We start from the raw sequence: 21,383 nt of genomic DNA, 5'->3' as shown, positions 1-21,383 counted from the left end.
AGTAAGACGCCCGCCGGGGCGGGACCCGGCTTCAGCGGCACGGCCGTGCCACGCGAACAACGCCAACCGCAAGCCGCACACGCAGGCCGGGGGCGTCGCAACCCCCCGCCCAGCCGCTGACCCCACAACCCACCCATCACCCTAAGGCCTGAGACCCAAGACCATGCAATCCACCGCCCTCGAAACCCTGATGTACGACATCGCGCAGCTCTTCATGCTGCCCGTCCTGATCCTCGTCGCTGCCGCCTTCCTCTACGCCTTCTGGGCGCTCGGCAGCTTCACCGTGCAGGCGGTGCAGCGCACCCGCAATCGCCCCGGCGAAGGCGCGGGCTATCCGCTGATCGCGCAGGTGCATGCGCGTCACCTGCACCAGCGCGACGACCAGGAGCTGGCCGCCCACAAGCTGATGGAGACCGACCGCATCGTCACCCGCGTCTGCCCAATGCTCGGGCTGGTCGCGACCATGATTCCGATGGGCCCGGCGCTCAAGTCGCTCTCGGACGGGCAGCTCGCCGCAGTGAGCCAGAACCTGATGATCGCGTTCTCGGCGGTGATCCTTGCGCTGATCGCGGCGAGCATCACCTTCTGGATCGTCAACGTGCGCAAGCGCTGGCTGGCCGAGGAGCTGCAATGGCTCGCGGCGCATCCGCATGCAGCGATCCATGTGGTTGCGCCCGCGTCGGCGGCCGTTGGAGCGGCGGCATGAAGTTCCTCGCCGACCACGACAGCGACGACCCGATCCTCTCGGTCGTGAACCTGATCGACGTGTTCCTCGTGATCATCGCCGCGCTGCTGATCACGGTGGCACAGCACCCGCTCAACCCCTTCACGCTGCAGGACGTCACCGTGATCAAGAACCCCGGCAAGCCGGACATGGAGATCGTGATGAAACAGGGCGAAAAGCTCACCCGCTACGAAGCGAGCGGCAAGATCGGCGGCGGCGACGGCGAGAAGGCCGGCGTTGCCTACAAGATGAAAGACGGTTCGATGGTCTACGTACCGGAGGGCGAAAAACCATGATGGACACGACGGAAACCGGCGAGATCGAGCGCGCCCGCGCTGAGCTCTCGCTTGCGGCGGCACTGCACCTGCTCTCCTCGTCGGTGGCGCGCGGCATCACCGCCGCAAAGACACAGGCGCTGGTGCAGCACCTGCAGCGCCTGGCGAACGACGACTCGCTCGACGCCACGCTGCGCCAGGCCTGCAGGGAACTGCGCGCGCAGTGGGCCGGCTCGCTGACCACGCACTGCGCCGGCTGCGCACAACACGCGACCTATCATTGAGCATGAGACACACTCTGCTGACCCTGCTTGCTGCGGCCAGCCTGATCGCGCCGGCCCAGGCGGCAGCGCCCGATCCGGCAACGCTGGCGCACGCGATTGCACCCTACCCGCTGGTGCTGCTGGGCGAGGTGCACGACAACCCGCAAGTCCACCAACTGCGACTCGATGCACTGCGGCTGCGGGTAGCAGCGGGCTGGCGCCCGGCGCTGGTGATGGAGCACTTCGACCGCGAACGCCAGGCCGACATCGAGCGCGCCCGCCGCGAGCACCCGCGCGACGCCGACCGCCTGATCGCGCAAGCCGGTGGCCCGCGCTGGCCGTGGGCCTTGCTCAAACCGGTGATTGCGCTGGCGCTCGAAAACGACTTGCCAATCATCGCCGCCAACGTCTCGCGCGCCGACGCCGGCCGCGCGATGCGCGAAGGCCTGGGCGCGGTGCTGCCCGCCGATGTGCTTTCCAATGCGGGCCTGCCGCAAGGCGCACGGCCACCGCTCGCGGAAGCGCTCGTCGCTGGCCAGAAGGCCGCCATCGACGCTGGCCACTGCGGCCACACGCCGCCCGAGATGCTGCCCGGCCTGGTGCAGGCGCAAGTGGCGCGCGATCTGTTCATGGCCGCCCAGTTGCGCGCCCACGCCAGCCGCGGCGCGGTGCTGCTGGCCGGCAACGGCCATGTGCGGCGCGACATCGGCGTGCCGCTCTGGCTCGCCGACCTGCCCGGCGTGTTCGCCGTGAGCCTTGGCGAAGACGATTCGGACGCCACCGCCTTCGACCTCAATTTCACGCTGCCCGCCGTCGACCGCGACGACCCTTGCGCCGCACTCGTCAAGCCCGCGGGCCGCTGATCTTTCACCCTGCTACGGAGTATTCATGTCCCGTTTTACCGGCCCTCGCCTCAAAGCCATGCGCGCACTCGGCGTCGAACTGCCCGGCCTGTCGCGCAAATCGATCGCCGATCGCCCGCATCCGCCCGGCCAGCATGGCAACCGCCTGCGCAAGAAGTCCGGCTTCGGCCTGCAGTTGCAGGAAAAACAGAAGCTGCGCCTGAACTACGGCCTCTCTGAACGCCAGATGCGCCGCGTGATGACTGACGCCAAACGCGCGCAAGGCTCGGCCGGCGACAAGCTCGCCGAACTGCTAGAACGCCGGCTCGACAACGCGGTGTTCCGCGCCGGCTTCGCGCCGACGATTCCGGCTGCGCGCCAACTGGTGAATCACTCGCATTGTCTGGTCAACGGCCGTGCGGTGAACATCCCCTCGTACCGGCTGCGGATCGGCGACGTGATCGCGCTGCGCAAGAAAAGCCGCAAGCACCCGGTCGTGCAGGAGAACTTCGCCGAACCTGCATTGACCCGGCCGGAATGGCTCAGCTGCGACGAAGCCGCACGCACCGCAACCGTCGCGCATCTGCCAGCGCTAAGCGACATCCCCTTCCCGATCGAAATGCAGCTGGTCGTCGAGTACTACGCCCAGCGCCTGTAGCCCAAGCAGCGGCCCGCGGGCACGGCAAGCCCAAAACGGATCCGAACGCTTCCCAAGCTCCTGCGGATCCGGCCCGCGGGTCTTCCCCGCGCGGCCATCGGCCCTTATCCCTCTCAAGGAACGATGGCCGCGCGATCTTTTTCGAACGCGCCCATCCTTGCCGCGCCGCCTTTGCAGACCAATGCGGCACTGCCGCAGGCTATAATTCGCGTTTTTTGTCAGACGCTTATGCTGGTCTTCCGCGGCCTTCCCGATCGCGCCGAACACGGTTCGGTGCTCACGATCGGCAACTTCGACGGCGTGCACCGCGGCCATCAGGCCCTGCTGCAATTGCTCGTGCGCGAGGCGCGCGAGCGCGCGCTGCCGGCCACGGTGCTGACCTTCGAGCCGCATCCGCGCGAATTCTTCGCGCCTGAATCCGCCCCGCCGCGCCTGTCGCGCCTGCGCGAAAAGCTCGAATTGATGGCCGAATGCGGCGTCGATCGCGTCTACGTGCTGCGCTTCAACAAGGCGCTCGCCTCGCTCGATGCCGAGGCCTTCGTCGAAAACGTGCTGGTGCGCGGCCTTGGCGTGCGGCATCTGCTGATTGGCGACGACTTCCGCTTCGGCCGCGGCCGTGGCGGCGATTTCGCGATGCTGCAACGCGCCGGAGCATTGCAGGGCTTCCAGGTCGAATCGATGCCGACGCTCGATTTCGAAGGCGAACGGGTTTCGAGTTCCGCGGTGCGCGATGCGCTGGTGTCCGGCGACATCGAACGCGCCGAGCGCCTGATCGGCCGCCCCTACACAATGAGCGGCCGCGTGATGCACGGCGACAAGATCGGCCGCACGATCGGCTTCCCGACCGCGAACATCCAGATCAAGCGTAACCGCGCAGCGCTGCATGGCATCTACACCGTCACGGTGGATGGCATCGGCGACGGTCCGTGGCCTGGTGTTGCAAGCCTCGGAAATCGCCCGACCATCACCAAGAACGGCGCGGCACGGCTGGAAGTCTTCCTGTTCGGCTTCGACGGCAACCTGTACGGCAAACACCTGCAGGTGCACTTCCTGCACAAGCAGCGCGATGAAGAGAAATACGGCTCGCTCACCGAACTGACCGCCGCGATCAAGCGCGACTGCGAGATCGGCCGCGACGTGCTGGCAGCGCATGGTGTCGCAATACCTGCGGGGGCATTCACCGCAGAGGCGCAGAGGCGCGAAGGGCCGCAGAGGTGACTTGGACCAGCCCCCTGTCGGCGCTCAGCGAACGGGTCATCGGTGCTGCAATCGAAGTGCATCGGCACCTCGGGCCCGGCTTGCTGGAATCGGTATACGCCGACTGCCTGTGCGAAGAACTGCGTCTGGCTGGACTGCTTGCAGAACGCGAAGTCGCACTACCGTTGGAATACAAGGGCGTCAGGCTCGCACGAACGCTGCGGCTTGATCTACTGGTTGAAAATCAGCTGATTATCGAAACCAAGGCGGTCAGCACACTCGAACCGGTGCATACCGCCCAACTACTGACATACCTGCGGTTGGCGAATCAGCCGCTCGGACTTCTACTCAACTTTAACGTTCCAGCATTGCGCCAGGGCATCAAACGTGTGGTCAATCAGCTCCCGGAATGACCTCTGCGGCCCTCTGCGCCTCTGCGCCTCTGCGGTGAAAAAACATGGCTGACTATAGAAAAACGATGAACCTCCCCGACACCGCCTTCCCGATGCGCGGTGACCTGCCCAAGCGCGAGCCGGGCTGGGTGGCGGGCTGGCAGAAGGGCCAGCTGTACCAGAAGATCCGCAAGGCCAGTGCCGGCCGCCCGAAGTTCGTGCTGCACGACGGCCCGCCCTACGCGAACGGCAACCTGCACCTGGGCCACGCGCTGAACAAGATCCTCAAGGACATCATCGTCCGCTCGAAAACGCTCGCTGGCTTCGACGCCCCCTACGTGCCGGGCTGGGACTGCCACGGCCTGCCGATCGAGCACAAGATCGAAGTCACGCACGGCAAGAACCTGCCCGCCGACAAGGTGCGCGAACTATGCCGCGCCTATGCCGCCGAGCAGGTCGAGATCCAGAAGAAGGAATTCATCCGCCTCGGCGTGCTGGGCGACTGGGACAACCCCTACCTGACGATGGCCTTCGCCAATGAGGCAGGCGAGATCCGCGCGCTGGCCGAGATGGTCAAGCAGGGCTATGTCTTCAAGGGCTTGAAGCCGGTGAACTGGTGCTTCGACTGCGGCTCGGCGCTGGCCGAGGCCGAGGTCGAATACGCCGACAAGAAGTCGCCCACCATCGACGTGGCCTTCGCGGTGTCGGATGCCGACGCCGGCAAGCTCGCCGCCGCCTTCGGCCTTGCTGCGCTGCCGAAGACCGCCTACGCGGTGATCTGGACCACCACGCCCTGGACGATCCCCGCGAACCAGGCGCTGAACATGCACCCGGAGTTCGACTACGCACTGGTCGACACCGGCGAGAAGCTGCTGGTGCTGGCCAAGGACCTAGTCGAGGATTCGCTCAAGCGCTACGGCCTCGAAGGCACGGTGCTCGCGACGACCAAGGGCCAGGCGCTCGACCGCATCGAATTCCGCCACCCCTTCTTCGACCGCGTGTCGCCGGTGTATCTGGCCGACTACGTCGGGCTGGATGCCGGTACCGGCGTGGTGCACTCGGCGCCGGCGCACGGCGTGGACGACTTCAATTCCTGGCTTGCCTACGGCCGCCGCAACGACGAGATCATCTCCATCGTCAAGGGCAACGGCGTCTACGTTGAAGACCTGCCCTTCTTCGGCGGCCAGATGATCTGGAAGGCCAACCCGGTCATCGTCGAGAAGCTCACCGAAGTCGGCGCCCTGCTCTCGCACGGCACCGTGAGCCACAGCTACATGCACTGCTGGCGCCACAAGACGCCGGTGATCTACCGCGCCACCGCGCAGTGGTTCGTCGGCATGGACAAACTGCCGAAGGATGGCAAGAGCCTGCGCGACAAGGCGCTCGGCGCCGTCGAGGCGACCGCCTTCTACCCCGCCTGGGGCAAGCCGCGCCTGCACGCGATGATCGCCAACCGCCCGGACTGGTGCATCTCGCGCCAGCGCACCTGGGGCGTGCCGATCCCCTTCTTCCTGCACAAGGAAACCGGTGAGCTGCATCCGCGCACCGTCGAGCTGATGGAAGAAGTTGCCAAGCGCGTTGAAGTCTCTGGCATCGAAGCCTGGTCCAAGCTCGACGCCGCCGAACTGCTGGGCGCCGAGGCCGAGCAGTACACCAAGATCAGCGACACGCTGGATGTGTGGTTCGACTCTGGCACCACGCACTGGCATGTGCTGCGCGGCTCGCACAACGACGGCCACACCAGCGGCCCGCGCGCCGACCTGTACCTGGAAGGTTCGGACCAGCACCGCGGCTGGTTCCACTCCTCGCTGCTGACCGGCGCCGCGATCGACGGCCACGCCCCCTACAAGGCGCTGCTGACGCACGGCTTCACCGTGGACCAGCAGGGCCGCAAGATGAGCAAGTCGCTCGGCAACGTGATCCTGCCGCAGGAAATCAGCGACAAGATGGGCGCGGAGATCCTGCGCCTGTGGGTCGCCGCGACCGACTACTCGGGCGAACTCGCGGTGTCGAAGGAGATCCTCGACCGCGTCGTCGAGACCTACCGCCGCATCCGTAACACGCTGCGCTTCCTGCTCGCCAACACCGCCGATTTCGACATCACGAAGAACGCCGTGCCGGTCGAACAGTGGCTGGATATCGACCGCTACGCGCTGGCCTTCACCCGCAAGCTCGCGACGCAGGCCGAGGCCGATTACGCCAAGTTCGAGTTCCACCGCGTGGTGCAGGCGCTGCAGATCTTCTGCTCGGAAGACCTCGGCGCCTTCTACCTCGACATCCTCAAAGACCGCCTCTACACCACCGCGCCGGATTCCGTCGCCCGCCGTGCCGCGCAAACCGCGCTGTGGCACATCGTGCAGACGGTGGTGAAGCTGATGGCGCCGATCCTTTCCTTCACCGCGGAGGAAATCTGGGCGGTGCTCAACGGCAACAACCCGGACGAATCGGTGATGCTGCACACCTTCCACGCCCTGCCGGCGCAGGAAGGTGAAGCCGGCCTGATCGCGCGCTGGGAGACGATCCGCGCAGTGCGTGGCGAAGTCTCCAAGGCGGTCGAAGCGGTGCGCACCGAAGGCAAGATCGGCGCCTCGCTGCAGGCCGAAGTTGAGATCCGCGCCGGCAGCGACAAGTTCGACGCACTGGCCTCGCTCGGCGACGACCTGAAGTTCGTTCTGATCACGTCTGCCGCGACGCTGGTGAAGGTGGCGACCGAGGCCGACGAAGCCATCGTCGTCACGCCGACCGCGCAGCAGAAGTGCGAACGCTGCTGGCACTGGCGCGCGGACGTTGGCGTGAATACCGAACACCCCACGCTGTGCGGCCGTTGCGACAGCAACCTGCATGGCGACGGCGAGGTGCGCACGCATGCCTAAGCGCTTCCTGGCTTGGTTGGGGCTCTCGGGCCTGGTGATCGTGCTCGACCAGATCACCAAGCTCGCGGTGCTGCGCACCCTGAAGTTCGGCGAGTCAATCCCCTACACCGACTTCTTCCAACTGGTGCTGGTGTACAACCCCGGCGCGGCCTTCAGCTTCCTCGCCGATCAGCCGGGCTGGCAGAAATGGTTCTTCATCGTGCTGGCGCTGGTGATTTCGGGCTGGCTGATGGTGATGCTCAAGCACCATGCCAACGAACGCCTGCAGCCCCTGTCGTTCGCGCTGATCATCGGCGGCGCGCTCGGCAACGTGATCGACCGCTTCGCCTATGGCGCGGTAGTCGACTTCCTCTATTTCCACATCGGTCGCTACGGCTGGCCGGCTTTCAACGTGGCCGATTCGGCCATCACCGTCGGTGCGGTGCTGATGGTTGTCGCGCAGTTTGTCGCAGGCCGTCAGCCGGCCGAGGAATCCAAATCATGAATCTGATCGGCCCGCAAAGTCTGGTCACCCTGAACTTCCGCTTCACGCTGACCGACGGCACCGTTGTCTTGTCGACCTTCGAGTCGACCCCCGCCACGCTACAGATCGGCAAAGGCGAACTCGGCACGCGGATCGAGGAATGCCTGATCGGCCTGGCCGTCGGCACCCAGCGCAGCTTCGACCTTGCCGAAGGTGAAGCCTTCGGCCAGTTCCACGAGGCGCTGGTCGAGTGGATTCCGCGCCACGAACTCCCGGCCGATGTCGAAGTCGAACCCCGCGCGGTGCTCACCTTCACCGCACCCGACGGCAACGCCTTCTCGGGCCAGATCCTCGATGTCTCGGACGACGCGGTGCAGATCGACTTCAACCATCCGCTCGCCGGCCGCGCGGTGCGGTTTGATGTTGAAATCGTCGGCGTGAACTGAGACGTGGCGGGCCGATGGCAAGCCGGCCATTGCCCGCGCAAGCAACCAGTCCTAGAGAGAAGAACATGGAAATCCTCCTCGCCAACCCCCGCGGCTTCTGTGCCGGCGTCGAACGCGCCATCACCATCGTCGAGCGCGCGCTTGAGCTGTACGGCGCGCCGATCTACGTGCGGCACGAAGTGGTGCACAACAAGTTCGTCGTGAATGAACTGCGCGAAAAAGGCGCGGTGTTCATTGAGGACCTCGCCGATGTGCCGCCCGGCAACACGCTGATTTTCTCGGCCCACGGCGTACCGCAATCGGTGCGGGCCGACGCCGAGCAGCGCGGGCTGAAGGTCTTCGACGCGACCTGCCCGCTGGTCACCAAGGTGCACGTCGAAGTGCAGAAGATGCGCGCGCAGGGCCGCGAGATCATCATGATCGGCCACAAGGGCCACCCGGAAGTCGAAGGCACGATGGGCCAGAGCGAAGGCGGCATGTACCTCGTCGAAACGGTTGAGGATGTCGCCGCGCTGCAGGTCAAGGACGAGTCGCTGCTGGCCTACGTGACGCAGACCACGCTCTCGGTGGACGATGCGCAAACCGTGGTGGATGCACTGAGCGCGCGCTTCCCGGCGATCGTCGGCCCGAAGCGGGACGACATCTGCTACGCCACGCAGAACCGTCAGGACGCGGTGAAGTTCATGACCCCGCAGGTGGATGTGGTGTTCGTGGTCGGATCAAAGAACAGCTCAAACTCGAACCGCCTGCGCGAAGTGGCCGAGGTTCGCGGCGTACCCGCCTACCTGATCGACAACGCCGAGGGCATCGACCCGGCTGCGCTCGACGGCAAGCGGCGCATCGGCGTCACGGCCGGCGCGTCGGCGCCCGAGGTGCTGGTGAATGAAGTCATCGCGCGGCTCAAGGCGCTGGGTGCCGCAAGCGTGCGCACGCTCGATGGCGCGGCGGAGAATGTGAACTTCCCGATTCCTGTTGAACTGCGGCCGAACGTTTAACTGCCGCGCCCTGCGTTTTGAAACGCCCGGCCCAGCCGGGCGTTTTTCATTGTCGGCAGCGCGACATTGCTTGCGTCAGCGCAAGCCTCGCCAGCGGCCAAACGCCTAATCTTGCGGCGTTTTTCGCTCCGCCCCCCCCACATTGCCGGAGCGCGAGGAAGCCTCATGTTCGTCATCCTTGCCCTGCTCACGCTGGCCGCCGCCTACCCCACCTGGAAGGCCCTTCAAGACCCCGAGGCGGCCGAACGCCGGATGCGCACCAGCCAGCGCGCCAAGCTCTACCTCTAGTCAGCCGCATATCTGAATCGGGGCGCAGGCTGCGCCGGGCATCAGCCCGGCTGGTTGCGCATCCAGTCCGCCGTTTTGAAGAAGGCGGCGTCCAGATGCTGGCGTAAGGGCGCCGGCAGGCTGGCGTCGTCCATCGCGCGGTGCATGCAGGCCAGCCACTGATCGCGCTCCTTCACGCCGATCGGGAAGGGCAGGTGCCGCGCACGCAGCATCGGGTGCCCCTTGCGTTCAACAAACATATCCGGCCCGCCCAGCCAGCCGGAGAGAAACCAGTAGAGCTTGTCGCGCGATTCGTCCAGCATTGGCGGGTGCAGCGCACGCAGGTGCGCGAACTCTGGCTCCAAGTCCATCAGATCGTAGAAGCGATCAACTAGGGCGCGCACAGCGGCATCGCCGCCAAGCAATTCATAAGGCGTGTTTTCAGGGCTGGGATGCATGGTCTGGTCCGACAATCGAGCGCGCGATGATGCCACGGCACCCGCCCCGACGGGCTCCCGTCGCGCAGTCACCTCCGCGAAAACAAGACCCACCCGCCACGTCCGCAGGCCGATACACCGCGCCGTCGCGATGGCTCAGAAAAGTGAGCGTGGCAGCGTAGTGCGGGTTAGCCAAAGGCGTAACCCGCAATTAAAGGAGTCACCATTCGGCAAGCGTTCGTTCTACCCGGCCAGGGAAACTGCAGTGACTCCGGCGCCGACAAGTTGCCCCCCGAATTCGTGAGCAACAGTGAATATCCCAGCGTTCACTTTCCTCTTTTGTACCGCTCGTAGATTTCAATTGCGACTAAGCTTGCCGCCAAAGAAAGATACATTTTCGCCCTGCCGTTCTCTCCAAAAATCGCCGAACCAAGTGAAATCGTCCACTTCCAGCGATCAACTGAGACGGGCTCGGGCCCCATCAGATCGCTCGCGGCTATTCCGGCAAGCATCGTAGCAATGGCCAACAAGTACGGAGGTTTCCTCTGCATATTCACACCCCCCAATCTATCCAAGAAGCATCGTAGTAATCGTCGTGCGGGTTAGCCAAAGGCGTAACCCGCAACCCAAGGGCGCCCTACGCGCGTGCGCTTCTTTCGCACGGCCACGCCTGCAACCGCCCCGCCCTACTGCCGCCCGCGCCTGGGTTTGGCCGCTTTGCGCGGCGCCCGCAGGGCGGCCTCAAGCCCCTTGCGCGCCCAGCGCAGGAAGGCCTGATCGTCGTCGATCGCCTCATCGGGCACCGGGTAGTAGCGCATTGACTGCAGCCGCCCATCCTTCATCGGGTAGGTGAAGGGGGCAACGCCGGCCTGTTCGAACTCGGCAACGCTCAGTGCGTCGGCCTTCAGGTAGAGCACCTCGTCGGCGACGATGGCGAAGAACAGATCGCCGGCGTAAAGCCCGAAGCCGCCGAACATGGCCTTTGCGCGAATCGGCCCGAGCGGTGCAAGGCGCTCGCACAGCCACTCCAGATATTCGTTGCGCCGCATCATTGCCCCCGTCACGCTCAAGTTTTCACCGTCCGGGCCGAAAGCCAAGATAGCCGCCCCGGAAGGCGTATCAGGTGACAAAACTTTACTAGGCTTCATCAAGGCCGGGAGATAACATGCCTTATGTTCGCCGCAGTGACGATGGTTCGATCATTGCGATCCTGCGCGACAAGGAAGATGGCGCGCTTGAAGAAATCGCCAGTGATCACCCCGATCTGCTTGCATTTCTCGGGCGCGACCCGGGCGAGAGCTTCGCCCATCTGGACGCCGACTTCATCCGCGTTCTCGAAGATCTGATCGATACCCTGATCGAAAAAGGCATCCTGCGCGTTACCGATCTGCCGCATGGCGCCCAACGCAAGCTCAATGCGCGCAAAGGTCTGCGCCGCCGCCTCAGCGGTGCGCTGGATCTGCTGGGCGACAACGGCGTGATCTGATCGACAGGATGCCACCCGAACACCTGACTGGAAATTGCGAATGAGCGACGCTCAGCCGACCCCGCGCGCCTGGCATGTGAGCGAGCACGGTTCCCATGACGACCCCTTGCTCGACAGCCTCGCGGCACTCACCCGCATCCACGGCATGCCGTGGACGCACGAAGCCCTGGCAGCCGGCCTGCCACTGGTCAACAACCTGCTGACCCCCTCTCTGCTGCCGCGGGCAGCCGCACGCGCCGGACTTTCCGCGCGGCTGGTGCGGCAGGCCTTGTCGGCGATCCGCGCGCCGCTGCTGCCGGTGATCCTGCTTTTGCAGGACGGGCGCGCCTGCCTTTTGCTGGAGCGCACCGACGACGGGCAGGCACGCGTGCGCTTCCCCGAGGCGGGCGAGTCGGCCGTCACGCTGCCGATGGACGACCTTGCCGCGCTGTACTCGGGCGTGGTGTGTTACGTGCGGCCGCGCTTTCGCTTCGAGGCGCGCGTGCCCGAGGTGGGCAAGGTGCGCGCGCGCCACTGGTTCTGGGGGGCGGTTTTCGCCAACTGGCGGCTCTACCGCGATGCCGTGCTCGCCTCGATCCTGGTGAACGTGTTCGCGCTGGCGATGCCGCTGTACTCGATGAGCGTTTACGACCGCGTGGTGCCCAACCGCGCCGAGGAAACGCTCTGGGTGCTGGCGATTGGCGCCTTGCTGGTGCTGGGCTTTGACTTCGTGCTGCGCACCTTGCGCGGCTACATCATCGACACCGCCGCCAAGCGCATCGATGTGAGCCTCTCGTCGAAGATCCTGGAGCGGGTGATGGGCATCCGGATGGAGGCGCGGCCCGAATCGGTGGGCTCGTTCGCGGCCAACCTACGGGCCTTCGAGAGCGTGCGCGACTTCATCGCGTCGGCCACCGTCACGGCGCTGGTCGATCTGCCCTTCGTGTTCATCTTCGCCTTGGTGATTGCCTGGCTGTCACCCTGGCTCCTGCTGCCGGCCCTGATCGGCGCGGTGATCGTGCTCTTCCTGGCCTTTGTGGTGCAGGACAAGATGCACCAGCTGACCGAGACGAGCTACCGCGCCAGCGCGCAGCGCAATGCCACGCTGGTCGAAAGCCTGGTGGGGCTGGAGTCGATCAAGACCGCGGGCGCGGAAGGCTGGATCCAGCGGCGCTGGGAGCGCAGCACGCAGTTCCTCGCGCAGGTGGGCACGCAGACGAAGCTGCTCTCGTCGCTGATCGTGAACATATCGCTGACCGTGCAGCAGGCGGTTTCGGTAGTTGTCGTCATCGTCGGCGTCTATCTGCTGATCGACGCCAAGCTGTCGATGGGCGGCATCATCGCGGCCAGCATGCTGAGCGGCCGGATGCTGGCGCCGCTGGGCCAGGTGGTTGGCTTGCTCCTGCAGTACCACAACGCACGCACGGCGCTGGGCGGCATTGAACAACAGATGAAGCTGCCGATTGAACGCCCCGAAGAATCGAGCTTCCTGCACCGTGCCCAGTTCCGCGGTGAAATTGAATTTCGCGACGTCAGCTTCAAATATCCGGGGCGCGAGCAGTACGCGCTGCGGCGCGCATCGTTCCGCCTCAAGGCGGGCGAAAAAGTCGGCGTGATCGGGCGGATTGGTTCGGGCAAGACCACGCTCGAAAAGCTGATCCTCGGGCTCTATCAGCCAAGCGATGGCGCGGTGCTGATCGACGGCATCGACTCTCGCCAGATCGACCCGGCCGAACTGCGCCGCGCAATCGGCTTCGTGCCGCAAGACGCCACGCTGTTCTACGGCAGCCTGCGGCAGAACATCGCGCTCGGGGCACCGTTTGCCGAAGACGCCACCGTGCTGGCGGCGGCAGACATCGCCGGGGTGACCGAATTTGCCAACGCGCACCCGCGCGGTTTCGACATGCCGATCGGCGAGCGCGGTGAGTCGCTTTCCGGCGGCCAGCGGCAGGCGGTGGCGATTGCCCGCGCGCTGCTCAACGACCCGCCGATGCTGCTGCTCGACGAACCCTCCAGCAACATGGATCACCAGAGCGAAGAGCGGCTCAAGAAGAAGCTGCGCGAGTTCGCGGCCCAGAAAACCCTGATCCTGGTGACCCACCGCACCGCCCTGCTCGACCTGGTCGAGCGCCTGATCGTGATCGACAACGGCCAGATCGTGGCCGACGGCCCCAAGGCGCAGGTGGTCGAAGCCCTGCAACAAGGCCGCGTGGGGAGGGCGCAATGATGAAATTCAAGTTCCCCGCTTTCATCGAACGCGCAGGCCGCTGGTCTTTCCAGAAGACAACCCGGATTCTCGACCGCCTGCTGCTGCGAGTCAGCACGCGTGACCTGCATGACGACGCTGACTTCCTTGCCGATGCCGACTGGGCGATTGCCGAGCAAACCCCGCGTGGCGCGCGGCTGGCGGTCTGGATATCGCTTGCCGCGGTGGTGGTTCTGCTGATCTGGGCGGCGTTTGCGCAGGTTAACGAAGTGACGCGGGGCGACGGCAAGGTGATCCCGTTCTCCGAAAACCAGCTGGTGCAAAGCCTTGATGGCGGCGTGGTGCAGCAGATCCTGGTGCGCGAGGGCCAGACGGTTGAAAAGGATCAGGTCCTGTTGAAGATCGACCCGACCCGCTTCGTCTCGTCGCTGCGCGAAAACCGCTCGCAGTACCTCGCCCTGCTCTCGCGCGCGGCCCGCCTTCAGGCGATTGCCGAGGGCAAGGACTTCGTGCCGCCGCCCGAGGCGCAGAAGGAAGTGCCCGAGGTGGTTGAGCAGGAGCGCGCCGCCTACGAATCGAAACAGCTGGAACTCGATGCCACGGTCGGCATTGCGCGTCAGCAACTGAACCAGCGCACGCAGGAGCTCAACGAGATCCGCGCACGCCGTGAGCAGGCCTCGCAAAGCTATGACCTGACCGCGCGCGAGCTGGAGGTGACGCGCCCGCTGGTCAAGACCGGCGCGGTGTCCGACGTAGAGCTGCTGCGCCTGGAGCGTGACGTGGCCCGCTACCGCGGCGAGCGCGACGCGGCCAACGCACAGATCCCGCGCGTGCAGGCGGCCATCAGCGAGGCGCAACGCAAGATCCAGGAAGTTGAACTGCAGATGAAGAACCAGGCGCGCTCGGAGCTTTCCGAGGTGAACGCCAAGCTCAATGCCTTGTCGGAAGGCAGTGTGGCGCTGGTTGATCGCGTCAAGCAGTCAGAGGTGCGTGCGCCGATGCGCGGCACGGTCAAGCAGTTGTTCGTGCACACCGTGGGCGGCGTCGTGCAACCGGGCAAGGAAGTCGTTGCCATCGTGCCAAGCGACGATGCGCTCTTGCTTGAAGCGCGCGTGCAACCCAAGGACATCGCCTTCCTGCGCCCCGGCCAGCGAGCGCTGGTCAAGTTCACCGCATACGATTTTTCGATCTACGGTGGCCTTGAAGGCAAGCTCGAACAGATTGGCGCCGACACGGTGATCGACGACAAGGGCAACGCCTTCTACGAAGTGCGGGTGCGCACCAACAGCAGCACCATCGGCCCCAAGCAGTTGCCGATCATCCCCGGCATGGTGGCCGAGGTAGACATCCAGACCGGCAAGAAATCGGTGCTCTCCTATCTGCTCAAGCCCGTCATCCGCGCCAAGGCCACCGCACTGACCGAACGATGAAAAAGCAAACGCTCGTACTCGCCACGCACGACGATCAACTTGCCCGCCGCTGGCACGCGCTGGGCGAAGGCTGGACGCTGGTGCGCGCCAACCGTTTTGATGCCCTGCCAGCCGGCGCCACGCTGGCACTGATCGACGCAGCCCTGCCGGATCTACCCGCATTCACGCATCCGGCGTGGGCAAAGCTCTCGCCCACGCTGCGCATGGTCTTTGCCAGCAGCCAGCCCAACGACCCCGAAGGGCTTGCCGCAATCAACGCCGGGTGCAGCGGCTACTGCCACGCCTTCGCATCGGCAGAGCATCTCAGCCAAGTGCTGAACGTGGTGGCCGCGGGCGAGTTATGGGTCGGCCGATCCATTCTCGCGCGCCTTTTGCGCGCTGTCGAAAGCCGCACGGCACCGCCTGCCGCGCCCGCTTGGGCCGGGCCGCTCACCGAACGCGAGCGTGAAGTCGCCCAACGTGCGGCACTGGGCGAAGCGAACGCCGACATTGCAGCAGCCCTGGCGATCACCGAACGGACCGTCAAGTCTCACCTCACATCGGTGTTCGAAAAACTCGGCGTCAACGACCGCCTGCAGCTCGCGCTGCGGGTGCACGGCATCAAGTAGGGCGCGGCTGTAACACTGATTCACAAACTCCGCCCCGGATACTGTCCTTGAGTACGATGCGCCGCCCCCTTGGGCGGCGTAATTTCGTGCCCATTCTGAATCAGTCTGTCCGGGAGAGAGTTCATGGCCACCACCACCATTCGCGCCGAAGGTCTTGTTGCCCACCTTGAAGGCAAGGCTTGGGTCCGCAACGCCGACGGCAGCCTGCGCGAAGTGCGCCTGGGCGACCGTATCGCCGAAGGCCAGGTCATCGTCACCGAGGGCGGCGCCCGTCTCGAACTGCGCGGCGCCAATGGCGACGCGATCACCGTAGGCGGCGGCCGTGAAGTACTTGCCGACGCGGCGATGCTGACGCAGGAAGCGCCCGCGGCGCAGGATGCCGCACTCGCCCCGCCGCAAGACGCCGATATCGATCGCGTGATCGCCTCGCTCAATGCCGGCGCCGATCCGCTGGCCGAACTCGATGCCACCGCAGCAGGCCTGGGCGGCGGTTCAGGCGGCGACGGCAACAGCTTCGTGCGCTTGCTGCGGATCACCGAAGGCATCGACCCGCTGGGGCTTGAGATCCCCACCACGACGCAGCAGATCGACTTGCTGCCCACCGGCGCCGCTGATGCAGACCCGAACGTCGCACCCGAAACGACACCGCTGGCGCTCGACCTGCCAGAAGATTCCAGCATCGGCTTCACGATCGACAACCTGGTGAATGACCCGAATGGCGATCCGGTCAGCGTCATCGGCACCCCGACCGCCAGCATCGGCGTCATCACGGTCAACACCGACGGCACCTACCTCTACACCCCCCCGGCCAACTACAACGGCCCGGCCACCATCACCTACACCGTGAGTGATAGCCGCGGCGGCGAGACCACCGGCACGATTTCGGTCAACGTCACCCCGGTGAACGACGCACCTGAGGCAGACAACCTGAGCGTCACCACGCTTGAGGACACGCCGGTCGCAGGCCGGGTGCCGGCACGCGATGTCGACGGCGACACCCTGAGCTTTGCCAAGGGCAGCGACCCGGCCAACGGCAGCGTCGTCGTCAACGCCGACGGTACCTGGACCTACACCCCGACCAAGGACTACAACGGCCCCGACTCATTCACTGTCACCGTATCCGATGGCAAAGGCGGCACCACCACTGCCACCGTGAACATCGGCGTCACGCCGGTGAACGATGCGCCGAGCACGACCAACATCAGTGTTCTGACACCGGAAGACACCCCGGTCAGCGGCACCGTCACCGCCACCGACCTTGATGGCGACACCCTGAGCTTCGCCAAGGGCAGCGACCCGGTCAACGGCAGCGTCGTCATCAACACCGACGGTACCTGGACCTACACCCCGGCCACGGACTACAACGGCCCCGACAGCTTCACCGTCACCGTATCCGATGGCAAAGGCGGCACCACTACCGCCACCATCAACGTCGGCGTTACGCCGGTGAACGATGCGCCGATTGCAATCCCCTCGGCTAGCACCGGCACCGAAGACAACCCGATCAACGTGTCGCTGGCCGGCAGCGATGTCGATGGCAGCGTCACCGGCGTCACCGTCACCCGCCTGCCCGCCAGCGGCACCTTGTATCTGGCCGATGGCAGCACCCCCGTCAGTGTCGGCGCCGTGCTCAGCCCGGCCGATGCCGCAACACTGGTATTCCGCCCGGCGCCCGACTTCAACGGCACGGTTGATCTGCAATTCACCGTGACCGATAACCAGGGCGCCGTCTCAAGCCCCGCCACCGCAACGATCGAAGTCACCCCGGTGGTCGATCCGCTGATCACCATCAACGACGTCAGCGTCAACGAAGCCGCGGGCACGATCAGCTTTACCGTCACGCTGTCCGAGGCGACCACCGCGCCGGTTTCGGTCAACTGGAACACCGCGCCCGGCACCGCCAGCGCCGGCAGCGATTTCGTCGCAGGCAGCGGCACCCTGAACTTCGCGCCCGGTGTAACCACCCAGACGGTCACGATCAGCATTCCGAACGACGGCACTTACGAAGGGCCGGAATCCTTCAGCGTGCAACTCTCGGGCGCCACCAACGGCGTCATCGCAGACGGCAGCGGAATCGGCACGATTGTCGATGACGGCAGCGGCCCGACGATCCCGGGCATCCCGGCCGACGACGACCGCCCGCTCATCGCGGTGTCGGACGCAGCCGCCGTCGAAGGCGACTTTGCGGTATTCACCGTAAGCCTCTCGAACCCGAGCACGACGGCTGTCACGTTTGCCCCTTCAATCAGCTCGGGCACCGCTTCGGTCGGCACCGATACGGCCAGCGCGATGGAATACTTCAACGGCGCAAGCTGGGTCGCTGTTGGCGCAGCCGGCGTCACCCTCGCTGCGGGCGAAACCAGCGTGCAGATACGCGTAGCGACCACCGACGACGCACTCGTTGAGGTGGACGAGAACTTCAACCTCAACGCCACGGTCACCGGCGGCGTCACCAAGAACGCATCCGCCAGCGGTACCGGCACGATCTCCGACGATGCCGGCCCCGGCAACCCGAGCGGCATCCCCGGCCCGGAAGACACGGTGCTGGTATCCATCGCCGGCCCGGCTTCGGTCGTCGAAGGCAGCAACACCACCGATTACACCGTATCGCTGAGCCAAGCAGCAGTCAGCCCGGTCATCGTGCAGCTCAGCTACAGCGGCACCGCCAGCGATGGTTCGGATTACACCAAAGTGGTGTCGATCACCGTGCCGGCCGGCGCCACCAGCGCCACCTTCAATCTCGCCACGCTAGACGACGCACTGGTCGATTCGGGCGAAACGATCACCGTATCACTCAGCACAATCAGCGGCGGTGGCTTCGAGGCGATTGCCGCTAGCCCGGTCGCAAACACCGTCACCACCACGATCACCGACGACGCCGGCCCCGGCAACCCAAGCGGCGTACCCGGCCCCGAAGACACCGTGCAGGTGTCGATCGCCGGCCCCGCCAGCGTCGTCGAGGGCAACGTCGCCAACGGCTACACCGTCACCCTGTCGCAAGCCGCAGTGAGCGACGTGACTGTGCAGTTGAGCTACACCGGCACGGCCGCCGACGGTTCGGATTTCACCGGCGTAGTTTCGGTCGTCGTACCGGCGGGCGTCAGCAGCGCCACCTTCAACCTTGCCACGCTTGATGATGCAATCGCCGACTCGGGCGAAACCATCGTCGTCGGCATCGGCGCCATCAGCGGCGGTGGTTTCGAAGCCATTGCCGCCAACCCGCTCGCCAGCAGCGTCACCACAACTATCAGCGACGAGAGTCTTGCAGGCCCCGAAGACACGGTGTCGCTCAGCCTCACGGCCAGCCCGGCCGTTGCCGAGGGCGGCAGCATCACCTACACCGCAACACTGAGCCAAGCCGCCGCAGCGCCGCTGACGGTGACGCTCTCGAACGAGGCGCAGATCATTATCGCGGCCGGTGCCACGTCAGGCACCGTGTCAGTCGCGGCACCCAGCGACGATGTATACATCGACGCCGGCAATGTCTCGGCCACCATCGCCAACACCCTTGGCGGGGGCTTTGAACAACTGGTCGTCAACGCCGCGGCGGCCGTCACCGCAATCAGCGACACGCTCGATACCACAACGGTCACGCTCAGCGGCGACGCGCAGGTCGCCGAAGGCAGCAGCGCCAACTACACGCTTGCGCTGACCGCGCCGGCGCAATCAGACGTTCAGGTCACGCTCAGCTACACCGGCACAGCAGCCAACGGTATCGACTTCTCCGGCACCACGACGGTGACGATCCCGGCGGGCTCAAGCAACGCGAATTTCTCGATCTCCACACTCGACGACGTGCTCGCCGAAGGAAGCGAGTCCTTTACCGTCACCCTTGCGGGCGCGACAGGCGGAGCGTTCGAAAACCTGGCGCTAAGCGGCAGTTCAAACAGCGTCACCACCGTGATCGTCGATAACGACACCCCGACCCTCTCGATCAGCGATGCCGCCGTGATCGAAGGTGATTTCGCCGTCTTCACCGTCACGCTCTCGAATGCCGGCACCGGCGATGTCACCTTCTCGCCCAGCCTGATCGCCGGAACGGCCACGCCGGGAACCGACACCTCGCCCGCGATCGAGTACTTCAACGGCAGCGCATGGCTGCCGGTACCACCCGCTGGTATCACGATTGCGGCCGGCGATACCTCCGTGCAAGTACGCGTCGCGACCACCGACGACGCGCTCGCCGAAGTTGACGAATATTTCAGCCTGCGCGCAGATGTCACAGGGGGCCTTGTCGCCAATGCATCGGCCACCGGCACCGCCACGATCAGCGATGAAGCCACACCGGATACGGTGCTGGTCTCGCTCGCCGGCCCGAGTTCGGTAGTCGAGGGGGCTAGCACGAGCACCTACACTGTGACGCTCTCGCAAGCGGCGGTGACGCCGGTGACCGTGAACCTCACGTACTCGGGGACCGCCACCGACGGTACTGATTACACGAAGGTGGTATCGGTCACGATTCCGGCGGGTTCCAGCAGTGCAACCTTCAGCTTGCCGACCACGAATGACACGCTCGACGAGCCAAACGAGACCATCATCGTCACGATCGGTGGCGTGAGCGGCGGCGGCTTTGAGGCGATTGCCACCAACCCGGCCGCGAACAGCGTCACCACAACGATCACCGATAACGATGCCGCCCCGAGCATCGCGAGCATCAGCAGCCCGACGGCGACCGAGGGCAGCGATCTGGTCTACACGATTGCGCTCACCAATGGCTCGAGCGTGGCGACCACCTATCCGTTCACCCTGGGTGGCGGCTCGGCCGCAGCGACCGACTACGGCACGCCGACCTTCTCCAACGGCGTCACCCTGGCCGGCGGTATGCTCAGCGTGCCGGCCGGTGTCACCAGCTTCACGATGACGCTGCCGACCACCCAGGATGCGCTGGACGAGACCAACGAGACGGTGCCCGTCACCGTGGGCGGCGTCACCGGTACCGGCACGATCACCGATGACGATGCCACGCCGTCGCTGAGCGTCAATGACGTCACCGTCGATGAGGCGGCCGGCACGATGAGCTTTACCGTCACCCTCTCGGCCGCCAGCGGCCAGAGCGTGTCGGTGAACTTTGCCACCAGCAACGGTTCGGCCACCGCCGGCAGTGACTACACCGCCACCACCGGCACCCTGACCTTCACGCCGGGCACGACGACCCAGACCATCACGGTGCCGATTGCCAACGACACCCTCGATGAGCCGGCCGAAACGCTCAACGTGAGCTTGTCCGGTGCGGTCAATGCCACCATCGCCGATGGCAGTGGCGTCGGCACGATCACCGACAACGATGCCGCTCCGAGCATCGCGAGCATCAGCAGCCCGACGGCGACCGAGGGCAGCGATCTGGTCTACACGATTGCGCTCACCAATGGTTCGAGCGTGGCGACCACCTATCCGTTCGCCCTGGGCGGCGGCTCGGCCGCAGCGACCGACTACGGCACGCCGACCTTCTCCAACGGCGTCACCCTGGCCGGCGGGGTGCTCAGCGTGCCGGCTGGTGTCACCAGCTTCACGATGACGCTGCCGACCACCCAGGATGCGCTGGACGAAATCAATGAAGCGGTGCCCCTGACCGTGGGCGGTGTCACTGGTACAGGCACCATCACCGATGACGACGCCACGCCGTCGCTGAGCGTCAATGACGTCACCGTCGATGAGGCGGCCGGCACGATGAGCTTTACCGTCACCCTCTCGGCCGCCAGCGGCCAGAGCGTGTCGGTGAACTTTGCCACCAGCAACGGTTCGGCCACCGCCGGCAGTGACTACACCGCCACCACCGGTACCCTGACCTTCACGCCGGGCACCACGACCCAGACCATCACGGTGCCGATTGCCAACGACACCC

20 protein-coding genes are annotated in these 21,383 nt (G+C 65.4%); 17 read left to right on the top strand and 3 right to left on the bottom strand.

Annotated features, from left to right (window positions below):
- The first annotated feature begins 163 nt into the window (after positions 1-163).
- From OPU71_RS13385 to OPU71_RS13330, 12 genes are all read left to right on the top strand, one after another.
- On the top strand, positions 164-706 hold the full coding sequence (locus tag OPU71_RS13385) for a MotA/TolQ/ExbB proton channel family protein (RefSeq protein ID WP_267728510.1): 543 nt from the start codon (positions 164-166) through the stop codon (positions 704-706).
- Complete coding sequence (locus OPU71_RS13380) at positions 703-1,020, top strand: DUF2149 domain-containing protein (RefSeq protein ID WP_183638386.1); 318 nt, start codon at positions 703-705, stop codon at positions 1,018-1,020. The genes OPU71_RS13385 and OPU71_RS13380 overlap by 4 nt, the downstream gene beginning before the upstream one ends.
- The gene (locus OPU71_RS13375) at positions 1,017-1,283 is read left to right on the top strand and encodes a hypothetical protein (RefSeq protein ID WP_267728509.1); all 267 of its coding nucleotides are present in this window, start codon (positions 1,017-1,019) and stop codon (positions 1,281-1,283) included. Before OPU71_RS13380 ends, OPU71_RS13375 begins: the two co-directional genes overlap by 4 nt.
- 2 nt (positions 1,284-1,285) lie before the next feature.
- Entirely contained in the window at positions 1,286-2,125 is an 840-nt protein-coding gene (locus OPU71_RS13370) for a ChaN family lipoprotein (RefSeq protein WP_267728508.1), read from the top strand.
- A gap of 25 nt (positions 2,126-2,150) precedes the next feature.
- Positions 2,151-2,762 carry a 30S ribosomal protein S4 gene (gene rpsD, locus OPU71_RS13365; RefSeq protein WP_267728507.1) on the top strand — a complete coding sequence of 204 codons (612 nt, stop codon included), beginning with the start codon at positions 2,151-2,153 and terminating at the stop codon, positions 2,760-2,762.
- A gap of 228 nt (positions 2,763-2,990) precedes the next feature.
- Positions 2,991-3,980 carry a bifunctional riboflavin kinase/FAD synthetase gene (locus OPU71_RS13360; protein ID WP_267728506.1) on the top strand — a complete coding sequence of 330 codons (990 nt, stop codon included), beginning with the start codon at positions 2,991-2,993 and terminating at the stop codon, positions 3,978-3,980.
- Positions 3,977-4,372 carry a GxxExxY protein gene (locus tag OPU71_RS13355; protein ID WP_267728505.1) on the top strand — a complete coding sequence of 132 codons (396 nt, stop codon included), beginning with the start codon at positions 3,977-3,979 and terminating at the stop codon, positions 4,370-4,372. Before OPU71_RS13360 ends, OPU71_RS13355 begins: the two co-directional genes overlap by 4 nt.
- Positions 4,373-4,416: 44 nt before the next feature.
- Positions 4,417-7,224 carry an isoleucine--tRNA ligase gene (gene ileS, locus OPU71_RS13350; protein ID WP_267728504.1) on the top strand — a complete coding sequence of 936 codons (2,808 nt, stop codon included), beginning with the start codon at positions 4,417-4,419 and terminating at the stop codon, positions 7,222-7,224.
- The gene (gene lspA / locus OPU71_RS13345) at positions 7,217-7,708 is read left to right on the top strand and encodes a signal peptidase II (RefSeq protein ID WP_267728503.1); all 492 of its coding nucleotides are present in this window, start codon (positions 7,217-7,219) and stop codon (positions 7,706-7,708) included. Before ileS ends, lspA begins: the two co-directional genes overlap by 8 nt.
- The gene (locus OPU71_RS13340) at positions 7,705-8,133 is read left to right on the top strand and encodes an FKBP-type peptidyl-prolyl cis-trans isomerase (protein ID WP_267728502.1); all 429 of its coding nucleotides are present in this window, start codon (positions 7,705-7,707) and stop codon (positions 8,131-8,133) included. The genes lspA and OPU71_RS13340 overlap by 4 nt, the downstream gene beginning before the upstream one ends.
- A 65-nt stretch (positions 8,134-8,198) precedes the next feature.
- Entirely contained in the window at positions 8,199-9,128 is a 930-nt protein-coding gene (gene ispH / locus OPU71_RS13335) for a 4-hydroxy-3-methylbut-2-enyl diphosphate reductase (RefSeq protein WP_267728501.1), read from the top strand.
- Between the two features lie 165 nt (positions 9,129-9,293).
- The gene (locus OPU71_RS13330) at positions 9,294-9,416 is read left to right on the top strand and encodes a hypothetical protein (protein WP_267728500.1); all 123 of its coding nucleotides are present in this window, start codon (positions 9,294-9,296) and stop codon (positions 9,414-9,416) included.
- Between the two features lie 41 nt (positions 9,417-9,457).
- On the opposite strand, the gene OPU71_RS13325 is transcribed toward OPU71_RS13330, so the two are convergent.
- The 3 genes from OPU71_RS13325 to OPU71_RS13315 all read right to left on the bottom strand — a co-directional run bounded on the left by OPU71_RS13325 (position 9,458) and on the right by OPU71_RS13315 (position 10,881).
- The gene (locus OPU71_RS13325; RefSeq protein WP_267728499.1) at positions 9,458-9,853 is read right to left on the bottom strand and encodes a group II truncated hemoglobin; all 396 of its coding nucleotides are present in this window, start codon (positions 9,851-9,853) and stop codon (positions 9,458-9,460) included.
- A gap of 305 nt (positions 9,854-10,158) precedes the next feature.
- Positions 10,159-10,362 carry a hypothetical protein gene (locus OPU71_RS13320; RefSeq protein WP_267728498.1) on the bottom strand — a complete coding sequence of 68 codons (204 nt, stop codon included), beginning with the start codon at positions 10,360-10,362 and terminating at the stop codon, positions 10,159-10,161.
- A gap of 156 nt (positions 10,363-10,518) precedes the next feature.
- A complete protein-coding gene (locus tag OPU71_RS13315) occupies positions 10,519-10,881 on the bottom strand; it encodes a TfoX/Sxy family protein (RefSeq protein WP_267728497.1) in 363 nt (120 codons plus the stop codon).
- Between the two features lie 116 nt (positions 10,882-10,997).
- Here OPU71_RS13315 and OPU71_RS13310 point away from each other — a divergent pair, with 116 nt between their 5' ends.
- The 5 genes from OPU71_RS13310 to OPU71_RS13290 form a co-directional block, all read left to right on the top strand.
- A complete protein-coding gene (locus tag OPU71_RS13310) occupies positions 10,998-11,318 on the top strand; it encodes a hypothetical protein (RefSeq protein WP_267728496.1) in 321 nt (106 codons plus the stop codon).
- Between the two features lie 40 nt (positions 11,319-11,358).
- Positions 11,359-13,524 (top strand): type I secretion system permease/ATPase, encoded by a 2,166-nt coding sequence (locus OPU71_RS13305; protein ID WP_267728495.1) that lies wholly within the window; start codon positions 11,359-11,361, stop codon positions 13,522-13,524.
- Positions 13,524-14,933, top strand: a complete 1,410-nt coding sequence (locus tag OPU71_RS13300) for an HlyD family type I secretion periplasmic adaptor subunit (RefSeq protein WP_267728587.1) — start codon at positions 13,524-13,526, stop codon at positions 14,931-14,933. The genes OPU71_RS13305 and OPU71_RS13300 overlap by 1 nt, the downstream gene beginning before the upstream one ends.
- Complete coding sequence (locus OPU71_RS13295) at positions 14,930-15,541, top strand: response regulator transcription factor (protein WP_267728494.1); 612 nt, start codon at positions 14,930-14,932, stop codon at positions 15,539-15,541. Before OPU71_RS13300 ends, OPU71_RS13295 begins: the two co-directional genes overlap by 4 nt.
- A 123-nt stretch (positions 15,542-15,664) precedes the next feature.
- Positions 15,665-21,383 (top strand): retention module-containing protein (locus OPU71_RS13290; protein ID WP_267728493.1); only part of this gene is annotated, 5,719 nt, incomplete at its 3' end.

It is taken from the genome of Niveibacterium sp. 24ML (genome assembly GCF_026586805.1).
In the GTDB taxonomy this organism is placed as follows: domain Bacteria; phylum Pseudomonadota; class Gammaproteobacteria; order Burkholderiales; family Rhodocyclaceae; genus Niveibacterium.
Note: the sequence above shows the minus strand (reverse complement) of the source record. Positions and strands in the feature narration are given on the sequence as shown.